Here is a 21,993-nt window from a genome sequence, read left to right as displayed (position 1 = left end):
TGCAGGCGGAGCCGGATCTGCATCCGACCCCGCCGCAGGTCAGAACTTGAAGGTGTAGGAGGTGATCAGGCGGTTCTCCTTGTAGTCAGCACCCGACGCCGCGCCATTGCCGTAGCGGGTCTTCACGTCGATGTTGCGCCACTCGAAACCTACGCCCTTGAGGGGACCGCTCTGCACCACGTAGCTGAGGAAGATGTTGCGCTCACTCTCCACGTTCTGATCCAGATCGTTGCTGCCACGGTCGATACCGGTACCGCGCAGGTAGCGGGTCATCAGCTTCAGCCCAGGTACGCCATAGCTGGCGAAGTCCAGGTCGTAGCGCAGTTGCCAGGAGCTCTCGTTGGGCTTGACGAAGGCGACGGTTGACCAGTTCACCAGGTACGGCTGCGGTGCGTAGCCGTTGAGGGTGGGGAAGGTACTGTCGCCAAGCATGCGCTGGTAGCCGACACCGACAGCGTGGGCCCCCTTGCGCAGGGTGGTCATCGCGCCGTAGGAGCGGTTGTCGATGTCACCGTAGAGTGCCTTGCCGTCCTCACGATTGTCGAAGTAGCGCAGGTCAGTCTTGAGCCCGAAGCCGTTACCCAGGTCGGCGTTGTAGGTACCGCCGAGATACTGCTGCTGGTAGATGTCTTCCAACTGACCGTAGAAGTAAGTAGCAGACAACGACGGAGTGAAGGCGTAGGTGGCACCGCCGAAGTTCAGACCATCGCTGCGGCGCTGGATATCCGGCCCGTTGAACAGGTACATCTTCTCGCGGTTGGACGACTCACGACTGCTGATCTCGGTAAACCGGCCGGCAGTAAGGGTCAGCTTGTCCACTTCACGCGACTCCAGCATGAAGCCGTGGTAGGTGGTGATCAGCTGGCGCGAATCGTCATAGAAGGCCACCGGCAGCATCGGGCGGTGCTCACCCACCTTCAGCTCGGTCTTGGAATAACGCATCTTGGCCGTCAGCGCGGCACGGCCATAGTCACGCACCTGCTCGCCCTTGCTGTCATCATAGGGAATGATGGTGTCCGGGCCGCGACCACCACCGCCATCCAGGCGATAGGCATATTGCGCCGAGACGTCGAGTCCGAATTGCAGCGTGCCTTCGGTATATCCGGAGATGGCGCGAAAATCGAAACCCTGAGTCCAACTGCCAATACGCGATTTGGGCGCATCATGCTGTTTGAAGTCGCGATCGATATAGAAATTGCGCAAGCCGAGACTGACGTTTCGATCATCGAAGAAGTCCGCCTGCGCGGAAATAGACGCGAACATGCCCATCAGGCCAACAGCGCCCAAGCTGCCGGCCAGCCAGTTATTCTGAATCATTGTTTTGATCCTTTGTTACTTGTGCAAAGCACAATGAGTGGAAGCAGATTAATTAGCAGACAACTCAAACAAGGCAGTTAATCCGCAGTGTTGTTTTTATAACCACTTACTGCAAAAAGGTCGTAGCAAGGTTCTACCCATGAATATCGGGCAGTTATTTCTTATTAATGGGTACTACATGCTTCAGGATGAAATGACACTTCATCCGTCATTTCCGAAGTTACTTCGGAAATCCCTGTGCACTGGCAAAACGGCGGGAGGGCCAATACCCACCTACGGCGCCTCAGCAGGCCGAGCGCGACTGCTCGCCCAAACGGTGATAGGCACGGTTGAAATACACCAGACCGTCCTGGTTCTTGCCGTTACGAATACCCAGTACCTCGCAATAGAAGATGGTGTGCGAACCCACCTCATGCGCCTGCGCGATGCGGCAATCGAAATTGACCAGGGCGTCGTCCAGCAGAGGCGCGCCGCTTTCCAGGGTGCTCCAGCTGGCCTGGGCGAAACGCTGTTCGGAGTCCAGGTCGCGGCTGGCGAAGACGCCGGAAATGTCCTTCAGCTCGGCACTCAGCACGTTCACGCTGAGCACACCGTTCTGCTTGAAGTGGCCATTGGAGAAAGATGAGCGATTCATGCACACCAGCAGCGTCGGCGGCTGGTCGGTAACGCTGCACACGGCCGAGGCGGTGAAGCCCCAGCGTCCGGCAACGCCGTCGGTGGTAATCACGGAAACGGCGCCGCCCAGCAGCGCCATGGCGTTACGGAAACCTGTGGTATCAACCATGATCTTGCCCTCGCCTCTTAGATATCCAGCACCAGTTTTTTTGACTTGGCGCGCGAACAGCAGACCAGAATCTGGTCGTTGGCGGCCTTCTCGTCATCGGTCAGGTAGACGTCGCGATGATCCGGCTCGCCGTCCAGCACATCGCACAAACAGGTACCGCAAACGCCCTGCTCGCAAGAGATCTCCACCTTGATGCCGACGGTGGCGAGGGCGTCGATAATGGTCTGGCCTTCGGCGACCTGAACGGTCTTGCCGCTGCGCTGGGCCACCACTTCGAAACCGGCGCCACTAGCGTCGACTTCCACCTGGAAATACTCGCGGTGGATGTGTGCCTCGTCATAGCCTGCCTGGCGCGCCCCCTCGATGACCCAGTCCATGAAACCGGACGGACCGCACACATAGACGTGCACACCGGCGCCCGGCTGGCCGAGCACAGCCGGCAGATCAAGCTTTTGCGCATCGCCTTCATCATCGAAGTGAGTGCGCACACTGGCAGCGAAACCGGCGCTGGCCAGTTCGTCGAGGAAGGCTGTGCGCTGACGCGAGCGACCGCAGTAGTGCAGCTCGAACGGGCTGTCCTGGGCAGTCAGCTGGTGCGCCATGGCGATCATCGGGGTAACGCCGATACCGCCTCCGATAAGGATCGAACGGCTGGCGCCAGCGGCCAGAGGAAACAGGTTGCGCGGCGTGCCGACGCTGACGCTGGAGCCTTCGGTGAGCAGGTCGTGAACCGCTACCGAGCCACCGCGCGAAGCCGGATCGCGCAGCACACCCAGGCGGTATACAGCGGCGTTGGCCGGGTCACCGCAGAGGGAATACTGGCGCACCAGCCCGGGCTTGAGGTGGATATCGACATGGGCACCGGCCTCGAAGGCCGGCAGATCGCTGCCCGTCGGATCGGCGAGGTCGAGGATCACCACGCCCTCGCCTTGTTCCTGCCGCTTGCGTACCACCAGGTTCAACACTTGCTCAGTCATACCGACCTTCCCGCACCCTTCGGGGTGCTGATTTTTCTCGTTCGTTACAGTCCGCAGCTCGCACGCGCGGCATTCTTTCGCTTGTCCGCTGCAGCCGAAGGGCCACAGCGAACGGGATTCAACGCATGAACAGGCCGCCGTTCACGTCCCAGGTCGCCCCGGTTGTGAAGTAGGCTTCCGGGCGCGCCAGTTGCACCACCAGGTCACCAAGGAAGTCGGCATCGCCGAGGCGCTTCACCGGGATATTGGCGAGCAGCCCGGCCATGCGCTCCGGCGGCACCGCCGCATGCACGGCGGGCGACTCGATGGGGCCGGGGGCGATGGCGTTGACCGTCACACCGGCGCCGGCCAGTTCCTTGGCGAAGATCTTGGTCAGGGTGACGATGGCGCCCTTGGAGGCGGCGTAGTGCGCACCCGTAGCGGTGCCGCCGTTCTGCCCGGCCAGTGAGGCCATGTTGATGATCCGCCCGTAGCCAGAGCCGGCCATGTGCCCACCGAACACCTGGCAGCCGAGGAAGATGCTGCGGGTGTTGAGGCTCATGACCTGATCGAACTCTTCGGGGCTGATCTGCATGACCGGCGTGGTACGGGTCATTGCGGCGCTGTTGACCGCCACGTGCAGCTCGCCCCAGCGGGCCAGCACGGCGGCCAGCGCGGTCTCGAAGTCGGCCTTGCTGGCAACGTCGAGCTGCAGCGCCAGGCTGCGCTGGCCGCTCGGGTCGAGACGGTCGGCGGCGGCCTGGGCACTTTCGAGCGACAGGTCGGTGATCACCACCGTATAACCGGCTGCATACAGGCGGCTGGCGATGGACAGACCGAGCCCCTGGGCGGCGCCGGTGACGAGGGCTACCTGAGTCATGCCTCACCCCCGAGGGCCCGTTCATGGGCGCGCGAGCTAGCGCGAGACAAGGAAGAAAGGGCTGAGGAAGCGGAGTCTACGAGCTGTAGATGAGCATTCCGAAGCCGTTGATGACGCTGTATCGCCGACGCGCAGCCGCTCATGGACGGGCCCTCACAGGATGTAGCCGATACCGGCGAGGGTATCGGTCGAGTTGATCAACTGGATCAGCTTGCGCTGGATCCTGAAGCTGTCGCCGTCACGCTTGAGCTGGAAGGTGAGGTCGGCGGTGTAGTGTTTGAGCACGTCCTTGCGAAACTCGCGCAGATTCTGCGCACAGCGCACGGTGACCACGTCGTCTTCCTCGCCAAGCACGCGAAAGCGCGACAGGCTGCGCACGGTGCGTGCACGCGGGCTGGTGGAAATGGACTCGCCGCCGATCAGGCGCTGCACGCGCAACTGGCGCATGTGGTGATCGTCGTAGGCGTAGTTGAGGGTGTTCTCGAAGTCGGTCTCGTTGGGATCGATGGGGATGATGTAGGTGCCCTTGTCGGCCCACAGGTTCAGCCAGGCGTCGAATTCGCCGTGATCCAGCATGTCCGCTTCCTGCCAGATAAAGGCACTGACGTGGTTGAGCAGCTCGATATTCATATTCGTTCTCTTCAGATAAGTGCGTTACGCAGCTGAGCAGCAGCCCCCTCTCATCGCGACGAGAGGGGCGAAAAGACTCAGGCCGACATCATCTTTTTCCACTGCTGGTAAGCCGCGCGCATGCCGGTCTCGGCGCTCACGTCGCTGACCAGGCCGTCTTCGCTTGGCTTCTCGCCGGGCAGACCGCGGTTGAGCATGATCCACAGGTCACTGCCGGCCTGGGCGCCCTTCTGTACGCGCTCCCAGGCCTCGGAATCGTCCGGTGTGCCGAAGCCCATCGGCCCCTGGAAGTGCTCGTGCAGGCGCAGGCGGTAGCGGTTGGCCACGGCCGGGCCGCCGTCCATGGTGATCACTGCGTGGTGGATCTCGGTCTCTGTTACCGAGACCGGCTGCAGCACGCGGAAGAACGCCATGGAGCAGGCGACATTGGGGAACAGGTTGAGGTTGAAGCCCGAACCGCCGACGGCGCGGACGATGCGGCGCACCTGCTGCTCGTCGATGCCCTCGTCACGCAGTTCCTGCGCCAGCGTTTCGAAGCGCTCGGGGATCGGCTTGTCGAGGTCTGCTTCCAGATCCACCAGATCGGGGATCATCACCATCACGCTGTGGCCGTTGCCGAGATCCTCGACATAACCGGGGCCTTTGACGAAATCGAACAGCTCCAGAGTCTGCTCGTCCACCGAGGACAGGAACGACTTGTGCACCAGCGGGAAGTGGTAGGCGTCGGTGGTATTCTCCAGCTGGATTTTCCAGTTGCCGGGGAAGCGGAAACGATGCTCACCGGAGACTTTCACTCCGTAGCCAGCTCCCTGTTTCATGAACAGGTCGATCCACTTCTTGGCCGCGCCGAGGAAGTCTTCCAACGGTTCGATGTCGTCCTTGAAGGTGGCGAAGATCATGCCGTTGTATTGCTCGACGCGCAGGCTCACAAGCGGCAGTTCACCCTTGTCCAGGCAGTCGGCGTAGCTCTCCGGGTGCGGCACGCCACGTAGGCTGCCATCGAGCGCGTAACTCCAGCCGTGGTAAGGGCAGACGAAGCTGTTGGTCTTGCCCTTCTTGTGCTCGCACACAGTGGCGCCACGGTGACGGCAGCGATTGAGCAGCACGTGCACATCCTTCTTGCGGTCGCGGACCACGATCACCGGCTGTTTGCCGATGTACGTGCTCTTGTAGCTGCCGTTGTCAGGAATCTCGCTGGCATGCGCCACCCACACCCAGGTGCTGTAGAACACCTTCTCCAGTTCTTCGTCGAACAGACGCGCATCGGTGTACAGGGAGGTGTGCACGCGGTCGTGCAGCACCAGGTCGGCCGGGGTGGCGGCCAGGTTCACGGTTTCGATCAGGTTGGTCACGATCACTCCTCCTCGGCATCACGTGCCGACTCACAATTTCTTTTGCGCGCCTTGTCCGAAAATCGAAGTTTCGGGTGGCGCTCTCTTCGTAGGGTGGGCCTCAGCCCACGTCTGGCCTTTCTGCGGTGGGCCAAATCCCACCCTACGTCTGTTGGTTCTTGCCCGGCACGGGCAGGTGGGCATCGCTGTTCCATGCCTCGACCGGACGACCGAACAGGTTCTCGGTCTGGAAATGGGCCATGCGCCAGACGCCCTCCTCTTCACGGAAACGCACCGTCAGGCGCGCCGCATTGAGATGCGAAGCGCCACTGGCGAAGGTTGAGGTCTGCAACATCACCCAACTGCCGCTGGCTTCGTCACCCTCCACGCGGATCAGCTCCGAGCAGAGGAAGTGCACGTTGAGGGCGAAGTGCGCCGGCTCGCTCATGTAGCCGGCGAACATCGCGCGGATCGCCTCACGTCCCCGGTAGCCGCCGAAGCTCTTGGCGTACTTGGCGCCCTTGCCCTCCCAGACGGCGTCGGTGGTGAACAGCCCGGCCAACTCGTCCAGCGGGGTGCGCGCATCGAGTGCATCGCACAGCACCATGTAGCGGTTCATGCAGCAACGCACGGCGTGCTCGCTTTCCAGCCGGTACAGGCGGGCTTCGAGGGATTGGCTCATGGCTCAGGCCCGCTGGATGATCAGTTCACGACCGGTACGCGCTTCCACCTTGCAGTAGCGCCACAACTTGTAAGGGCCGGTGCCCACAGCGGTGGTGCGGAACAGGTTGCAAGCGGCGTGGACGCTTTCGATATCCGGCACGTCGGCCAGCAGGTAGGTGGTCCAGGGGTAACCGCTGGATGGCCCGACCATGCTCTGGTCGTCATCCATGTTGCCGTAGACCGTCACACCAGGCAGGTCGTGGATGCCATTCCACATGGCGCTGAACGCAGCCCAGACTTCCAGTTGCTCTTCGCGCGGGGCGTCGAAGAAGTTCTGGTTGATGCCCATGCAGAACAGGACGCGCAGGGCTTTTTTCTCAGTCATCACATTCACCGATCGTTAGTTGTCGATTACAGGTAGCCAGGCAGTGGCTTGTTGCCGAAGAAGATCGCACCGGCATTCTGGTAGGTCATGTCGCCCATGAAGGCGTGCTGGGTAACCACCAGGGTGTCGTTGACGAAGCGCGACAACGGGTTGTCGCGATAGACACCGGTCATCCCTGAAAGCATCTGCGCGGTGCGCGCCACTTCGGCCGCCACACGGGTGGCATGGGTCGAGGACAAGCGCAGCAGGTTGGTCTGCTCTATGCTCGCCGGCGTACCGGCAACCACGCTGTCCCAGGCGTCTTCCATGGCTTCGTAGAACCAGGCGCGGGCGGCGCGCAGTTCGGCTTCTGCTTTGGCCATCTGCATCTGCGCCAGTGGGCGATCAGCCAGGGCTGGCGCACCGGTGACTGAGAAGCGGCCGCTGGCCATGCCGGATAGATAGTCCAGGGCAGCACGGGCCACGCCCAGGCCGACCACGGATAGCACCTGTGTGGCGAAGGACAACGACGGGTAGCGGAACATGGGCTCGTCGAGGTTGGACGGGCCGCCACGGACGAATGTCCACTCCTCGGGCACTACCACGCCATCGATCACCACGTCATGACTGCCGGTACCGATCAGGCCCACCACATTCCAGGTCTCCTCGATCGTCACCTTCTCGCTCGGCATCACTGCCAGGCGCGGCAGCCCCAGAGTCTCGCCATTCTTTGGGCTGATGCCGACGCCGATCAGGCTGGCCCCCTTGCAGCCACTGGAGAAACGCCAGCGTCCGCTGACCTTGAAGCCGCCTTCATGTAGATCGGCCGGTTGTGGAGGAAAAATACCGCCGGCAAACACCACGTCCGGACCATCGGCATAGAGTTTCTCCAGCGTTGCCAGGGGTAGCGCTGCCAGGTACACAGGATTCATGCCGAAGCTGGCCACCCAGCCGGCAGAACCGTCGGCAGCGGAGATCTCCTCCACCATCTCGCAAAACTCCATGGGGCTGCGCTGATCGCCACCGAAGCGCGTAGGCACCAGGGCACGGTAGACACCGAGCTCCTTGAAACGCTGGATCACGTCATGGGAGATGTATTTCTGCTGGTCGAACTCTTCACGTTGGGCGCGCTCACGAATATCGACCAGCAGCGACTGAAAGGCTTCATTTGCGGTAATCGGGGCAAGGCGCTGGTGATCCAGCTGGCTTAGGGAAGACATGGGCTTCTCCAGGATGGACATGGTTATTGTTCGAGGCGCTGCAATAATTCGCGGGCGACTGCCAGAAGCAGTTCGTCCGCGCCTTTGGCAGCGACCAGTTGTAGTCCTACCGGCAGCTTCGAGGCGCCCTCGAAAGGGATGCTCAAGGCCGGGTGACCAGTCAGGTTGAAGGGACGTACGAAAGCGGTCATGCCGATGGCCGCGCGGGTGTCGGCAGCATCTGCAACGAGCGCCGGGTAATCCGGCATGGTCGGTAGGGCGAGAATCGAGCATTGCGCCAGGGCGGCGTCCACCTCGGCAGTGAACGCGGCGCGACAACGCTCGGCGTCAACCAGGGCCGCGTCACGGGTATCACGCGCTGCCAGCAGCCGGGCGGCGACATCAGTGCCGACCAGGCCGGTTTCCACAAGGTGTCCGCAGGCATTCCAGGTTTCCCGGTTGATCACGGCCAGACCCGCGTCGTAGGCAGCTGGCATACCAGGCAGCGGCATCTCGCACAGCTCAAAATCAGCAGCCTCAAGCACGGCGCCCAGAGTGTCCTGCAACTCGTGGTTGGCCTGCACCGGCACCACCCCGATGCGGATGCCAGCCACGTCCGGCAGCGCCTTGAAGGAAGGGTCGATGACCTTCATCGCACTGATCAGTGTCTCGATGTCGGCCGCGAAGGGGCCGACGCAATCCAGCGAGGTCTGCACCGGCATCACTCCGGCACGACTGATCCGGCCGTAGGTGGGTTTGAGGCCGAACACGCCACAGCAGGCAGCAGGAATACGCACCGAACCGCCGGTGTCGGTACCCAGGGAAAAATCACACAGGCCCGCAGCAACGGCAGCAGCTGAACCACTTGAGGAGCCTCCTGGAATGCGTCCGGGATAGCGCGGATTTTCCGCTGTACCGATCCAGGCATTGAGTCCGGTAGTACCAAAGGCCAACTCATGCAGGCTGGTCTTGCCAACCAGCTGACAACCGGCATCGAGCAACGCCTTAACCACATCGGCATGACGCTCGGCATCCGGCGCATGCTCAAGAGCACGACTGGAAGCACGGGTGGGATGACCGGCCACATCGATGGTGTCTTTCACCATCACACGCGGACCTTGCCCACCAAGCTTCAGCTTCTCGACCACTATTGCCATCTGCTTCACCACTGCCGTTCCTATTGAAAAGCGAGCCGTATCAGAGGAGCGGCTTGCGTAAATTCAGAATCGGAAGAATTACGTGAATTGTCAATTGAATTATCGCTTAAAAATAGTGTGTAGATTCGGTGCATTTTCACCATCACAAGCACCATTCTCGTGCAGTTTGGTAACACTAAAAACCTGTAACATTCCTGCATAAATCACATATAAATCAAATAAAAACAAATACTTAAAAACAATATGAGAGCTTTTATCAACGCACACCTAGTTTTTCAGTGATCTTTTCCGAACCGCAATAACGGCCGATAATCGCACAGAAAATACACTCTCCAGACACCATTTTTAAATGCAAAAAACGCCACTTTTCAATGACAAAAAAAGCTCAAAAAAACGGATTTATCTAGCATTGAAAAAGCCCCTCAAGACCCGATGAAATCGGCCATGGGGTGATCCGCGTCACCCTCGCGACAGGATCGTCTCGGCACCACTCCTGGAGGCCGAGCCCTGCTCTTGATTCGCGGCCGAACAGGGTGATGCGACAGGTCGGTGCACGCCGTTCTGGCACGAGAGGTGCAATTCGGGTCATGTCGGACGGGTAAACCACCGGCAGCGCCCACAAGGCGCCAGAACAAAAAGAAGACGGCACACCATTCGCGCATAGGACTCGATGGCCCATGCCCGACCGGCCCCTGTCTCTCCAAATAGCCTTGCAACCCTCGGAGTACGTCATGCACTTCAAACGAGCTGTGTCCACCCTCCTTCTCAGCGCCGTCTGCGCCTCCTTCGCACAGGCCGAGGTAAAGGTCGGTGTCATCACCTCCTCTACCGGCCCCATCGCCCTGGTCGGGCTACCGCAGAAGAACTCCGTACCGCTACTGCCCACTCAGGCCGGCGACCAACAGGTGAAGTACATCGCCCTGGATGACGGCAGCGACCCAACCGCCACCGTAAAAGCACTGAAGAAGCTGATCAGCGAGGAAAATGTCGACGCAATCATCGGCCCAAGTGGCTCGCCCAATGCCATGGGCGTGATTCAGTTCGTGGCCGAAGCCGGCGTACCGCTGCTGGCCCCGGTCGGTACTGCTGCTGTGGTGTTGCCGATGACCGAGCAGAAGAAGTGGGTATTCAAGACCACGCAGAACGACGACCTGATCGCCAAGGCCCTGGTCGAGGACATGAAAACCCGCGGCGTGAAGACGCTCGGTTTCATCGGCACAGCCGATCCCTACGGCGAAAACTGGTCGAAGGTGATGGGCACGATGGCTGCCGAGCACGGCATAAAGCTGCTGGCCAGCGAGCGCTTCCAGCGCCAGGACACCTCCGTGACCGGGCAGAGCCTGAAGATTCTCGCCTCACGCCCTGACGCGGTGCTGGTGGCGGCCCCAGGCAGCTCCGCGGTACTGCCGCAGACGACACTGTTCGACCAGGGCTACCGCGGCCAGATGTACCAGACCCACGGCGCGGCCCTGCCAGACTTCCTCCGGCTCGGCGGCAAGAAGGTCGAAGGCACCATCCTCGCCGCCAGCCTGATGCTGGTGCTCGATCAGATGCCCGACAGCCATCCGTCCAAGGCCATCGCTGGGGAATACGTGACGGCCTACGAGAAGCTCAACGGCAGCAAACCGGCCACCTTCGGCGCCAATACCTACGACGCTGGCCTGCTGCTGCAACAGGCGATTCCGGCCGCCGCCGCCCAGGCCCAACCCGGCACGCCCGAGTTCCGCTCAGCCCTGCGCGAAGCGCTGGAGGCGACCCACGAGTTCGCCGCCACTCAAGGCGTCTACAGCATGACCCCCGAGGATCACAGTGGCTTCGACGAGCGCGGCCGTGAGCTGATCCAGGTGAAGAACGGAACCTGGACGCTGCTCAAGCGCGACTGATCGCGGAGTCAAGCCCCGTAGGGTGGACAGCGCTTTTCTGTCCACCGGATGGAGCCTGGCCCGGTACCGACAGGTGGATGAAAAAAGCGTCATCCACCCTACGCCCGAGCCGCACCAACCCGCATGCCCATACCGCAACAAGAGTTTCCGACATGAATTTCCAAATTGCCCTGCTGCTCGGCCAGGACGGCATCACCAACGGCGCCATCTATGCGCTGCTGGCGCTGTCGATCCTGCTGGTCTTCACCGTGACGCGTATCCTGCTGATCCCCCTGGGCGAGTTCGTCACTTACGGTGCCCTGACCATGGCAGCCCTGCAGGCTGGCCAGCCCACCGCACTGGTATGGCTGCTGATGACGCTGACCCTGGCCGACTGCGCCATGGACCTGTATGACGCGGCCCGCGCCAGCCACAGCTTCCGCTTCCCGAAACGCATCGTGCTCAAGCTCGCCTACGCCCTGGCCATGGTCGGCCTGATTCGCAGCCTGCCGTTGGCAGAGCTGCCCATGGCATTGCAGGCACTGCTTACGCTGGCACTGGTAGTACCGCTCGGCCCGCAGCTCTACCGCCTGGTGTTCCAACCGCTGGCCTCTGCCAGCGCTCTGGTATTGCTGATCGTCTCCATTGCCGTACACGTGGCCATGGTTGGTATTGCCCTGTTGCTATTCGGCCCCGAAGGCGCGCGTACTCAGCCCTTCTCCGAGGCCGGCCTGACGCTCGGCCCGGTGACCTTCAACAGCCAGACCCTGTGGGTCATTGCCGTGTCCCTGGCACTGATCATCAGCCTGTTCCTGTTCTTCGAACGCAGCCTGTATGGCAAAGCCCTGCGTGCCACCGCAGTTAACCGCATGGGCGCCCGGTTGATGGGTATCTCACCGAACTTGGCGGGCAAGGCTACCTTCGCCCTGGCAACCTTCATCGGCGCGCTGTCGGGCATCCTCATCGCCCCCATCACCACCCTGTACTTCGACTCCGGTTTCGTCATCAGCCTCAAGGGTTTCGTCGGCGCCATCATCGGCGGCCTGGTGAGTTATCCGGTTGCAGCCCTGGGCGCACTCGCCGTGGGCCTGATCGAGGCCTTCTCGATGTTCTGGGCCAGCACCTACAAGGAGATCATCGTCTTCACCCTGATCATCCCCTTCCTGCTCTGGCGTTCCCTCACCAGCCGTCACGTGGAGGACGATGAATGAAACCGCGCTACCTGATCCTCATGCTGATCGCCGTCCTGGCCGTGGCGCCAGCGGTGCTGCCGCCCTACTACGTCACCCTGCTCAACTACATCGGCCTGTACACCCTGGTGGTGCTCGGCCTGGTACTGCTCACCGGTGTCGGCGGCATGACCAGCTTCGGCCAGGCCGCCTTCGTCGGCCTAGGTGCCTACACCAGTGCCTACCTGACCACCGTGCAGGACCTGCCAACCTGGCTGGCCTGGGCCAGCGCTTCGCCCTGGCTGACCCTGCTGGTGGGCATGGCCCTGACCGCCATCGTGGCCCTGGTACTCGGCGCCATGACGCTAAAACTGTCCGGCCACTATCTGCCGCTGGGCACCATTGCCTGGGGCCTGTCGCTGTACTACCTGTTCGGCACCCTGGAGTCGCTCGGCGGACACACTGGCGTCAGCGGCCTGCCGAGCATTTCCCTGTTCGGCTGGGCGTTGGACAAGGGCGAGAAGATCTATTACCTGATCTGGGCGATCCTGCTGTGCTCCATGCTCATCACGCAAAACCTTCTCGACTCGCGTGAAGGCCGTGCCATACGCGCGCTCAAGGGCGGCCAACTGATGGCAGAGTCGATGGGCGTAAACACCTTTCGCACGAAGATGGTGATCTTCCTCATATCGGCGCTGTTCGCCGCCCTCTCCGGCTGGCTCTACGCGCACACCCAGCGTTTCGTGAACCCCACGCCGTTCGGCCTGCACATGGGTATCGAGTACCTGTTCATGGCGCTGATCGGCGGCGTCGCCAGTGTCTGGGGTGCCCTGCTCGGCGCCGGCGTGCTGACCATGCTCAAGCAGTGGCTGCAGGACCTGTTGCCGCAGTTGCTGGGCAATACCGGCAACTACGAGGTGATCGTCTTCGGCATCGCCATCGTGCTGCTGATGCAGCGCGCGCCCGGCGGTCTCTGGCCGCTGCTGACACGCCTGCTACCGGACAGCTGGAAAGCCCGCCGTGCCGCACGCACCATCGACGACGACGCCAACGAGCTGCCGCAGCGCGAAGCACCGGCCTACGGCGAGGTGCTGCTGGAAGCACGCGACGTGACCCGCTGCTTCGGCGGCCTGGTGGCCAACGACGCGATGAATCTCGATGTGCGCGCTGGCGAGATCCTCGCCCTTATCGGCCCCAACGGAGCCGGCAAGAGCACCCTGTTCAACCAACTCTCCGGCGTCGACACCCCCTCGTCCGGCGAGGTGCTGTTCCGTGGCCAGCGCATCAACGGTATCCCCTCACGGCGCATCGCGCGCATGGGCATGAGCCGTACCTTCCAGCACGTCAAGCTGCTGCCGGAGATGAGCGTGCTGGAGAACGTCGCACTCGGTGCTCACCTGCGCGGCAGCAAGGGTGTGCTCGCCGCGGCCCTGCGTCTGGATCGCGCCGAGGAAGCACGCCTGCTCGGCGAAGCTCGACGCCAGCTCGAGCGTGTCGGCCTCGGCGACTACCTGTACGCGGAAGCCGGCAGCTTGGCGCTGGGCCAGCAACGCATCCTAGAAATAGCCCGCGCGCTGTGCGCCAACCCCTGCCTGCTGCTGCTCGACGAGCCGGCCGCCGGCCTGCGCCACAAGGAGAAGGAAGCACTCGGCCAGTTGCTCAGCCGCCTGCGTAGCGAAGGCATGGCGATCCTGTTGGTCGAGCACGACATGGACTTCGTGATGGGCCTGGTCGATCGCGTGGTGGTGATGGAGTTCGGCCAGCGCATCGCCTTCGGCCTGCCGGCCGAAGTGCAGAAGGATCCGGCCGTGCTGGAAGCCTATCTCGGAGGAGCGGAGTGATGAACATGCCCATGCATAACCTGCAGCAAGCGCAGAACCAGGTGGCCAACCCCGTTCTCGACATCAGCGACCTGAGCGTCGCCTACGGCAAGGTGGAGGCGCTGTCCAATGCCAGCCTGCGCGTCGGCCAGGGCCAGATCGTCACCGTGATCGGCCCCAATGGCGCCGGCAAGACCACCCTGCTTTCGGCCATCATGGGCGTGCTTGGCTCGCGCGGCCGAGTCGCCTTCGATGGCAGCCTGGAAGCCGTGCCGGAGGTCGAGGTGATGGTCGCCCGTGGCCTCGGCCTGGTGCCGGAGAAACGCGAGCTGTTCAGCAGTATGACGGTCGCCGACAACCTGCTGCTGGGCGCATTCCAGCGCCATCGCAGCGGCCAGCGCGATCACGGCCAGACGCTCAAGGAAGTCTATGAGCTGTTCCCGCGCCTGTGGGAACGCCGTGAGCAGCTCGCTGCCACCCTCTCCGGCGGCGAACGGCAGATGCTCGCCGTCGGCCGCGCACTGATGGCCAAACCCAAGCTGCTGATGCTCGACGAACCGAGCCTGGGCCTGGCGCCGCTGATCACCCGCGAGATCTTCCGCATCATCACCACTCTGCGCCAGCAGGGCGTGTCGATCCTGCTGGTGGAGCAGAACGCCCGCGCCGCCCTGCGCGTGGCGGACTACGCCTACGTGCTGGAAACCGGCCAGATCGCCATGCAGGGCCCGGCCGCCCAATTGGCAGACGACCCGCGCGTGATCGAAGCCTACCTGGGCCTGGCCAGCAAGCATCAGGAAATGCTCTCCACCTGAACCCACGGCGCCCGCCTGGCGGGCGCCGTCGTCAGCTCGCAAGGAAACACACGCATGCCTGATTCCAAGCTATTGCGCGTCGGTATCGCCGGTGCCGGCGCCATCGGCTGTACCCTCGCCGCCCGCCTGGTCGCAAGCGGCCAGCCGGTCAGCCTGCTGGCGCGCGGCAAGACGCTCGCCGCGCTGCGCGACAGCGGCATCCAGTTGACCGATCTGGACGGCGAACACCGCGTACAGGTCAGCGCCAGCGATGACTGCCGCAAACTCGGTCAACAGGATCTGCTGTTCATCTGCACCAAGGCGCCGGCCCTGGTCGGCCTGCTGCCCGAACTGGCACCGCTAATCGGCCCCGACACCGTGGTGGTGCCGGTGGTCAACGGCGTGCCCTGGTGGTACTTCCACGGCCACGAAGGGCGCCTCGCCGGCCGCCGCGTCGAGGCGGTCGACCCTGACGGCGCACTCAGCGCCAGTCTCGACCTGCGCCACGTGCTCGGCTGCGTGGTATTCATCACTGCCGAAAGCAGCGCTCCCGGCGTGGTGCGCTCGAACAACCCGCACCTGATGATCTTCGGCGAGCCGGATGGGCAGATGAGCCAACGCCTGGAGCGGGTGCGCGCACTGATCGCTGCGGCCGGTATCGAAGCGCGCGCCACCGAGCGCATCCGCGACCAGCTGTGGACCAAGATCATCGCCAACATCACCTCCAACCCGCTGTCAGTGGTGACCGGCGCGACCCTGGAAGAGCTGTACGGCCAGGCCGAGCTGAAAACGGTGGTCGGCAAAATCCTTCAGGAAACCCTGCTCACGGCAGCCGCCTACGGTGCACGCATCGCCTTCGATCCGCAGACATTCATTGAGCTGGGTGCCGGCATGGGCGCGGTACGCACGTCCATGCTGCAGGACTACGAACAGGGCCGCCCACTTGAACTCGCCGCCATCGGCGATGCGGTCGTAGAACTGGCCGGCTACCAGGGCCTGGCCATGCCCACCACTCAGGACATCCTCGCCCTGGCGCGCTTCCGCAGCGCACCCGGTCACGTCCATTCCCCCACACCTTGATACGAGACTTCGCCATGACCGCCATGACCGATTTCAGCAAACCCGCCCATTGCAGCGACGAAGAATGGGCGCTGCGCGTCAAGCTCGCCTACTGCTACCACCTGGTCGATTGGTTCGGCTGGACCGAGACCATCTTCAACCACATCTCCGCGCGCCTGCCCGGCCCGGCTCACCAATACCTGGTCAATCCATTCGGCCTGAACTACAGCGAAGTCATGCCGGGCAACCTGCTCAAGGTCGACCTGCACGGCAAGAAACTGGAGGCCTCGCCCTACGACGGCAACCCCGCCGGCTTCGCCCTGCATAGCGCCGTGCACGGTGCGCGCGAAGACATCCAGTGCGTGATCCACACCCATACCACGCCGATATCTGCCGTGGTGCAGAAGAAGCGCGGTTTTACCCACGACGACTTCTACGGCGCCCAGCTCTATGGCCGCATTGGCTACCACACCTTCGAGGGCATCACCCTGTTCGATGACGAGAAGGCGCGAATGATCGAGAGCCTCGGCGACAAGCATGTGCTGGTGCTGCGCAACCACGGCATCGCGGTAGGCGAAAGCAGCATCGAGAAGACCTTCTTCCTGCTCTGGACGGTGCAACGCGCCGCCGAGAATCAATGCGCTGCCGGTGCCCTGGGCGGCGAGGACAACCCATTGGAAGAAGGCATCGCGGCCAAATGTTCCAACCTCACCGCGATGCTGATCCGCGAGAGCGGTTTCGCCACCAAGTTCTATGACGCCATGGTGCGCAAGATGCGCGCCGAACGGAGCATGGACTGGTAATCGCACGGCCTGCATAGGCAGGCCACAACGGGTCACAGCCGAGGAGTCGTGCCATGCAAACTGCCGTCAACACACCAACGGGTTTCGAGGAACCGCCGATTTCCCGGCTCGATCCACAGGGCGTTATGCTCACCTGCAACGCCGCCTACCTGAACATGAGCGGGTACGCCGAGCACGAGTTGGTCGGCAAACCCCACGAGTTGATCAATCATCCACGCATGCCGACATCGGTGGTCGCCAGCATGTGGCGCGCCCTACGTGCCGGCGTGCCATGGACCGCACCGGTGATGATCCGCCACAGGCAGGGCGACCAGGACTGGCGCAACCTCTACGTGGTCCCGCTGTTCGACGACGGTAAGCTGGCGGCGCTGGGCACCGTATACCAGCCCATCGAGCCGGCACAGGCACGCCGTGCCGAGTTCCTCTATACGCGTCTGGCACGGGGCCAGGCGCCGTGGAATGCGGGTCAGCGTCTCGTCGCACTGCTGGCAGGGCACGGTCTGCAACTGGCGCTTGGGCTTGCCACGCTGCTTGCGACACTGCTGGCTTACTTACCAGCCACTGCGGGCCTGCCGCTGCTGTTCGCGCTGGGGCTCGCCGGCCTGCAGCCAGCGCTGCGCCAGCGTCAATTGATCCGCGCCCTCCTCGCCCAGCATGGCCAGGCCTTCAGCGACTCGCTGCTGGCACCACTGCACGCCCAGCAACCCGGCCCGGTCAGCCTGCTGGCCATGGCTCTGGAAAGCCAGCGCGCGCGTATGACCACGGTGATGTCACGTATCTGCATCAATAGCGTGGTGCTGCGCCAGCAGGCGCAGACCTCGGCCGATGTGGTGGAAAACTCGGTCGAGCACCTGGATCGCCAGGTGCGCGAGACCGAGCAGACCGCTGCCGCGATCAACCAGATGAGCGCCACCATCCAGGAGCTGTCGCGTAACCTGCAGCACACCGCGCAGGCCGCACAGAACGCTGACCAACTGGCTCGCGATGGCGAACGTCTGTCCGATGACAGCCAGCGCTCGGCCCAGACCATGCGTCACTCGGTGGGCGAGATTGGTCAGGCGGTCGGCAGCCTGGCTGTGGCCATCGAATCCATCGGCGGCGTCGCCGAGGTGATCCAGAGCATCGCCGAGCAGACCAACCTGCTGGCCCTCAATGCGGCGATCGAAGCCGCCCGCGCTGGCGAGTCAGGACGGGGCTTCGCGGTGGTCGCCGACGAAGTACGCAGCCTAGCCTCGCGCACCCGCGAATCGACCCATGAGATTCAGCGCTCGCTCGAAACCCTGCGTCAGGACAGCGGCACCGCCCTGGCCACCGCCCAGCGCGGCGAGCAGGCGGCAGTACGCGCCAGCACCGACGTCGAGCAGGCGCGCCAGGCACTAACACGTATCTGCGCCGAGGTCGCGCAGATTAGCGGCATGAGCCTGCAGATGGCCGCCGCCATCGAGCAGCAGGGCCAGGTCGCCGAGCAGATCAACCAGCAGATCACCGAGATCGCCGGTTTTACCGAACGCAGCAGTCAGCAGGCCGGGCGCACCAACGAGATCAGCCAGGCACTGCACCAGTTGGCCGAGTCGCAACTGGGTTTGGCGCAGCGCTTCCTCAGGGGCTGACGCTGCACCACCTGGCAGCCAGGTACAAGACTTGGGCTGCCAGGATCAAGCAGGGCCGCAGCTACCTGCTGGAAAGCCTGCCGCCCCGACAGAAGCAGGTACTCGACGAAGCCTGGGCGCGAGTCAGGGCCGCCCGGCACTGACGGCGCCAGAGTGGCAGGCATCTACAACAAGCTGTCCGCCATGATCAATTTTCCCTCGCTGGTCGGGTGCTATGAATAGCGCCCAGATATTCCCGGCCCGAGCCCATCGGCGCCCGGGTACCCCAGCCGGCCACAGAGGCCCAGAACCTCGGGCCGCCCCTCCCCGGAGTCCTCCATGAGCGAAATCCAGTTACTGCCTCAGGTGCGCGAGTTCCTTCAGCGCAACCATGCCCATTTCATCGACGGTCAGCACCGCGCCGGCACATCGGGCAAGCGCATCCCCATTGTCAACCCGGCCGATGGTGAAGTGATCGCGCAGATCACCTGCGCCACCGCCGACGAGGTCGAGTCGGCCATCGCCGCCGCTCGCCGTACCTTCAAGGGCGAATGGGCGCAAACCTCGCCCTATCAGCGCGGCGTGGTGCTCAATCGCCTGGCCGATCTGATGGAGGCCAATGGAGAGGAATTGGCGCAACTGGAAACCCTCTGCTCCGGCAAGTCCATCCACCTCTCGCGCATGTTCGAAGTCGGCCAGAGCGCCATCTTCCTGCGCTACTACGCCGGCTGGACGACCAAGATCAACGGCGAGACCATGAGCCCGTCGTTCCCCTCCACGGCTGGCGAGCAGTACACCGCCTTCACCCGCCGCGAGCCAGTGGGCGTGGTGGCCGGCATCGTGCCGTGGAATTTCTCGGTGATGATCGGCATCTGGAAAATCGCCGCCGCCCTGGCCACCGGCTGCACCCTGGTACTCAAGCCCAGCGAGTTCACTCCGCTGACTCTGCTGCGCCTGGCCGAACTGGCCATCGATGCAGGGGTACCGGCGGGCGTATTCAACGTGGTCAACGGCACTGGTGAGGTCGGCGCCAGCCTGATCGAACACCCGCAGGTGGCCAAGGTGTCCTTCACCGGCTCGGTGCCCACCGGGCTCAAGGTCGGCCAGAGCGCCATGGCCGCCAACCTCACCCGCGTGACCCTGGAGCTGGGCGGCAAGAACGCCGCCGCGCTGCTGCCCGACGCCGATATCGACGGCGCTGTGGCTGGCCTGATCCAGACCGGCTACGTACACCAGGGCCAGGTCTGCGCCGCGCCGGAGCGCATCTACGTGCACCGCTCGCGCCTCGACGAGACCCTGGCGAAATTCACTGCGGCGCTGCACGGCATGAACATTGGCTCGCCGCTGGACGAGAGCGTCAACTTCGGCCCGCTGGCCAACAAGCCGCAGTTCGACAAGGTTTCACAATTCCTGCAACTGGCCCGCGAGCAGAGCCAGGTGGTCTGCGGCGGCAACCCCTTGGCACGCCCCGGCTACTTCGTCGAGCCGACCGTGGTGCTGGCCAACGGGCCGCAGGATCGCCTGCTGCACGAAGAAACCTTCGGCCCGATCCTCTGCGTGCTGCCCTACGACGAGGTCGAGGAACTGCCGGCACTGATCAACGATTCGGCGTTCGGCCTCACCGCCAGCGTGTGGACCAACGACCTGTCGCGCGCGCTGCGTCTGATCCCGCAGATCGAGGCCGGCACGGTGTACGTCAACATGCATACCTTCCTCGACCCCTCGGTGCCCTTCGGCGGCATCAAGGCCTCCGGCACCGGTCGTGAATTCGGCAGCGCCTTCATCGACGACTACACCGAACTGAAATCGGTGATGATCCGCTACTGACAGGCTGCAAACGGGCCGCCAGCCACTCTCGGCGGCCCGTTCCTCCCCCCGCCAAGCCCCCATTCTCACATGCCCCCGAGTCGGCTCACTGACGCGCGGACGCGCCGGCATTCGACCGCCCGCACGGAACCCGCCACCGATCTCAATACGACATCACATGGCGGTTTCTGGCTCAAAAAATGCTTGAATATTCACGTTATTTGCCAAGTGTGCAGAAACGACACAAACAGCGCACCAAAACACCAAGAATAAAGCGAGGCTGCCTCATGAGCGTGCATACATCCCGTGATTTCGAACGTTGGAACCATAGCGTTCACAGCGTTTGTGGGCGTTTTGAAACCCGACCAGCCTGGCATGACACAACCTTCATCGGCGAGATAGAGCGCATCGACCTGGGCGGCCTGGAAATCGCCGATATCAGCACCAACGCCCTGGCCATCAACCGCCAGCGTGGTAACAGTGCCCGCGCCGATGATCGCTACTATTTCCTGGTGATGCAGCGCGAGGGTGTGATGGCCATCGACCAGGGTGATCGCGAGTTCGTGCTGCACCCCGGCGACATGGCCCTGCTCGATTCGGCGCAGACCTTCGAGATGAAGCCGCAAGGGCTGATCCGCCAACTGTCGGTACACCTATGCCGGGATATGGTCGACCCTCTGCTGCCGGTAACAGCTCGACGCTTTGGCAAGCTGGAGCAGGAAAACCCGACTGGACACCTGCTACAAGGCATCTTGCAGCAGATCGCCAATGGCGAACTCAGCTCGGCCACCCAGAACCACTACGGTTCCGCCCTACAAAACGCATTGATCGCCCTGCTGCCACCGGCTTTCCACGACGAGCAACTGCTCGAACCGGGCCGCCCACTGCGCCGCCTGGCGGAGAAGATCATCAGCGAGTCGCTACCGAATGCGCCGACACCGACCGAGCTGGCGGCGAAGCTGAACGTGTCGGTGCGCAAGCTGTACCGCCAGTTCGAGATCGACGGTGACAGCATCTGCCGCTACATCCAGCGCCAGCGCCTGGAACGCAGCGCGCGGGAACTGGCCGACACCGGCAGCCAGGCGCTACCGATCACCACCATCGCCTACAAGTGGGGTTTCACCGATTCGGCGCATTTCTCGCGCGTGTTCAAGCACTGCTACGGCGTGTCGCCGCGCGCCTATCGGGCCGACGCCCTGAACCGCCAGATGGCAGGCCATACGTTCTTGCATGGCTGACTCGGCGGCTCAGATCTCGGACAAGTTGTCGAACATGCTCGCCAGGGTCTGATTGAGCTTGCGAATCTGCGCTTCGGTCATCCCCTTGAAACCGGCATGAAACAGCTCTGCGGTGACCTCATGCATGGCGAAGTAGGCCTGACGGCCTTTTTCCGTGATGGACACCTGGGTCACGCGGCCGTCGAGATCGCTCTGGCGGGTATCGACCAGACCGTCGTCCTTCATCCGGTAGACGATCTTGGTGATGGTGGAGAGCTTGGCCACGGCGAACTCGGAAATCTCCGAAATACTCGCATCCTGGGTTTCGTAAAGGATGTTGAGAACGCGCCAACGAGGAATGTCGAGATCGACCTTCTTCAGCAGCCTCTCCATGCTCATCGAATAGCGGGCGTGAACACGCACCAGCCAATAGAACGGAAACTCTTCCTTGTGAAAATCTTCGCTGATCGGGTTATAGCGATTGCGACGTTTCTTCGGCACCTTCATGGATAGACCGCTTCGATGGGAATAAGGCGAGATAATAGATAATTCTCGTAATCGTTGCACCGTGACATCGCGACTCAGAGGCCGCCATG

Annotated in this window: 20 protein-coding genes; 9 read left to right on the top strand and 11 right to left on the bottom strand. The window is 62.9% G+C overall.

Going from position 1 to position 21,993, the window contains the following annotated elements; genetic code table 11:
- Positions 1–39 precede the first annotated feature (39 nt).
- From GV002_RS03300 to GV002_RS03255, 10 genes are all read right to left on the bottom strand, one after another.
- Complete coding sequence (locus GV002_RS03300) at positions 40–1,317, bottom strand: OprD family porin (RefSeq protein ID WP_160017030.1); 1,278 nt, start codon at positions 1,315–1,317, stop codon at positions 40–42.
- Between the two features lie 283 nt (positions 1,318–1,600).
- Complete coding sequence (locus GV002_RS03295) at positions 1,601–2,101, bottom strand: flavin reductase (RefSeq protein ID WP_160017029.1); 501 nt, start codon at positions 2,099–2,101, stop codon at positions 1,601–1,603.
- Positions 2,102–2,118: 17 nt separating this feature from the next.
- Positions 2,119–3,078: a PDR/VanB family oxidoreductase gene (locus GV002_RS03290; RefSeq protein ID WP_160017028.1), complete on the bottom strand. Its 960-nt coding sequence runs from the start codon at positions 3,076–3,078 to the stop codon at positions 2,119–2,121.
- 118 nt (positions 3,079–3,196) lie between these two features.
- A complete protein-coding gene (locus GV002_RS03285; protein WP_160017027.1) occupies positions 3,197–3,937 on the bottom strand; it encodes an SDR family NAD(P)-dependent oxidoreductase in 741 nt (246 codons plus the stop codon).
- A 153-nt stretch (positions 3,938–4,090) separates the two neighbouring features.
- Positions 4,091–4,567: an aromatic-ring-hydroxylating dioxygenase subunit beta gene (locus GV002_RS03280; protein ID WP_160017026.1), complete on the bottom strand. Its 477-nt coding sequence runs from the start codon at positions 4,565–4,567 to the stop codon at positions 4,091–4,093.
- A gap of 77 nt (positions 4,568–4,644) precedes the next feature.
- The gene (locus GV002_RS03275; protein ID WP_160017025.1) at positions 4,645–5,919 is read right to left on the bottom strand and encodes an aromatic ring-hydroxylating oxygenase subunit alpha; all 1,275 of its coding nucleotides are present in this window, start codon (positions 5,917–5,919) and stop codon (positions 4,645–4,647) included.
- A 142-nt stretch (positions 5,920–6,061) separates the two neighbouring features.
- On the bottom strand, positions 6,062–6,580 hold the full coding sequence (locus tag GV002_RS03270) for a nuclear transport factor 2 family protein (RefSeq protein WP_160017024.1): 519 nt from the start codon (positions 6,578–6,580) through the stop codon (positions 6,062–6,064).
- 3 nt (positions 6,581–6,583) lie between these two features.
- Entirely contained in the window at positions 6,584–6,946 is a 363-nt protein-coding gene (locus tag GV002_RS03265) for an IacB protein (RefSeq protein ID WP_160017023.1), read from the bottom strand.
- Positions 6,947–6,972: 26 nt separating this feature from the next.
- Positions 6,973–8,145: an acyl-CoA dehydrogenase family protein gene (locus GV002_RS03260; protein ID WP_160017022.1), complete on the bottom strand. Its 1,173-nt coding sequence runs from the start codon at positions 8,143–8,145 to the stop codon at positions 6,973–6,975.
- Between the two features lie 23 nt (positions 8,146–8,168).
- Positions 8,169–9,281: an amidase gene (locus GV002_RS03255; RefSeq protein ID WP_160018866.1), complete on the bottom strand. Its 1,113-nt coding sequence runs from the start codon at positions 9,279–9,281 to the stop codon at positions 8,169–8,171.
- A gap of 731 nt (positions 9,282–10,012) precedes the next feature.
- Between GV002_RS03255 and GV002_RS03250 the strand changes: the two genes are divergently transcribed.
- The 9 genes from GV002_RS03250 (at position 10,013) to feaR (ending at position 21,418) form a co-directional block, all read left to right on the top strand.
- Complete coding sequence (locus GV002_RS03250; protein ID WP_160017021.1) at positions 10,013–11,164, top strand: ABC transporter substrate-binding protein; 1,152 nt, start codon at positions 10,013–10,015, stop codon at positions 11,162–11,164.
- 152 nt (positions 11,165–11,316) lie between these two features.
- On the top strand, positions 11,317–12,354 hold the full coding sequence (locus GV002_RS03245; protein ID WP_160017020.1) for a branched-chain amino acid ABC transporter permease: 1,038 nt from the start codon (positions 11,317–11,319) through the stop codon (positions 12,352–12,354).
- Complete coding sequence (locus GV002_RS03240; protein ID WP_160017019.1) at positions 12,351–14,153, top strand: ABC transporter permease subunit; 1,803 nt, start codon at positions 12,351–12,353, stop codon at positions 14,151–14,153. Before GV002_RS03245 ends, GV002_RS03240 begins: the two co-directional genes overlap by 4 nt.
- On the top strand, positions 14,153–14,944 hold the full coding sequence (locus GV002_RS03235) for an ABC transporter ATP-binding protein (protein ID WP_160017018.1): 792 nt from the start codon (positions 14,153–14,155) through the stop codon (positions 14,942–14,944). The genes GV002_RS03240 and GV002_RS03235 overlap by 1 nt, the downstream gene beginning before the upstream one ends.
- A gap of 54 nt (positions 14,945–14,998) precedes the next feature.
- Positions 14,999–16,003, top strand: a complete 1,005-nt coding sequence (locus tag GV002_RS03230; RefSeq protein ID WP_160017017.1) for a ketopantoate reductase family protein — start codon at positions 14,999–15,001, stop codon at positions 16,001–16,003.
- Positions 16,004–16,017: 14 nt separating this feature from the next.
- A complete protein-coding gene (locus tag GV002_RS03225; protein ID WP_160017016.1) occupies positions 16,018–16,785 on the top strand; it encodes a class II aldolase/adducin family protein in 768 nt (255 codons plus the stop codon).
- Between the two features lie 53 nt (positions 16,786–16,838).
- Positions 16,839–18,395 (top strand): PAS domain-containing methyl-accepting chemotaxis protein, encoded by a 1,557-nt coding sequence (locus GV002_RS03220; protein WP_160017015.1) that lies wholly within the window; start codon positions 16,839–16,841, stop codon positions 18,393–18,395.
- Positions 18,396–18,713: 318 nt separating this feature from the next.
- Positions 18,714–20,201 (top strand): aldehyde dehydrogenase family protein, encoded by a 1,488-nt coding sequence (locus GV002_RS03215; protein WP_160017014.1) that lies wholly within the window; start codon positions 18,714–18,716, stop codon positions 20,199–20,201.
- A gap of 266 nt (positions 20,202–20,467) precedes the next feature.
- Positions 20,468–21,418: a transcriptional regulator FeaR gene (gene feaR, locus GV002_RS03210; protein WP_160017013.1), complete on the top strand. Its 951-nt coding sequence runs from the start codon at positions 20,468–20,470 to the stop codon at positions 21,416–21,418.
- Positions 21,419–21,427: 9 nt separating this feature from the next.
- Here the strand turns inward: feaR and GV002_RS03205 are convergent, their stop codons facing one another.
- Entirely contained in the window at positions 21,428–21,904 is a 477-nt protein-coding gene (locus GV002_RS03205) for a MarR family winged helix-turn-helix transcriptional regulator (RefSeq protein WP_160017012.1), read from the bottom strand.
- Between the last annotated feature and the right edge of the window lie 89 nt (positions 21,905–21,993).

Origin of the sequence: Pseudomonas sp. 8O (assembly GCF_902506495.1) — a bacterium.
Classification (GTDB): domain Bacteria; phylum Pseudomonadota; class Gammaproteobacteria; order Pseudomonadales; family Pseudomonadaceae; genus Aquipseudomonas; species Aquipseudomonas chaetocerotis.
The sequence above is the reverse complement of the archived record's forward strand: the minus strand, read 5'-3'. Positions and strand labels throughout refer to the sequence as shown.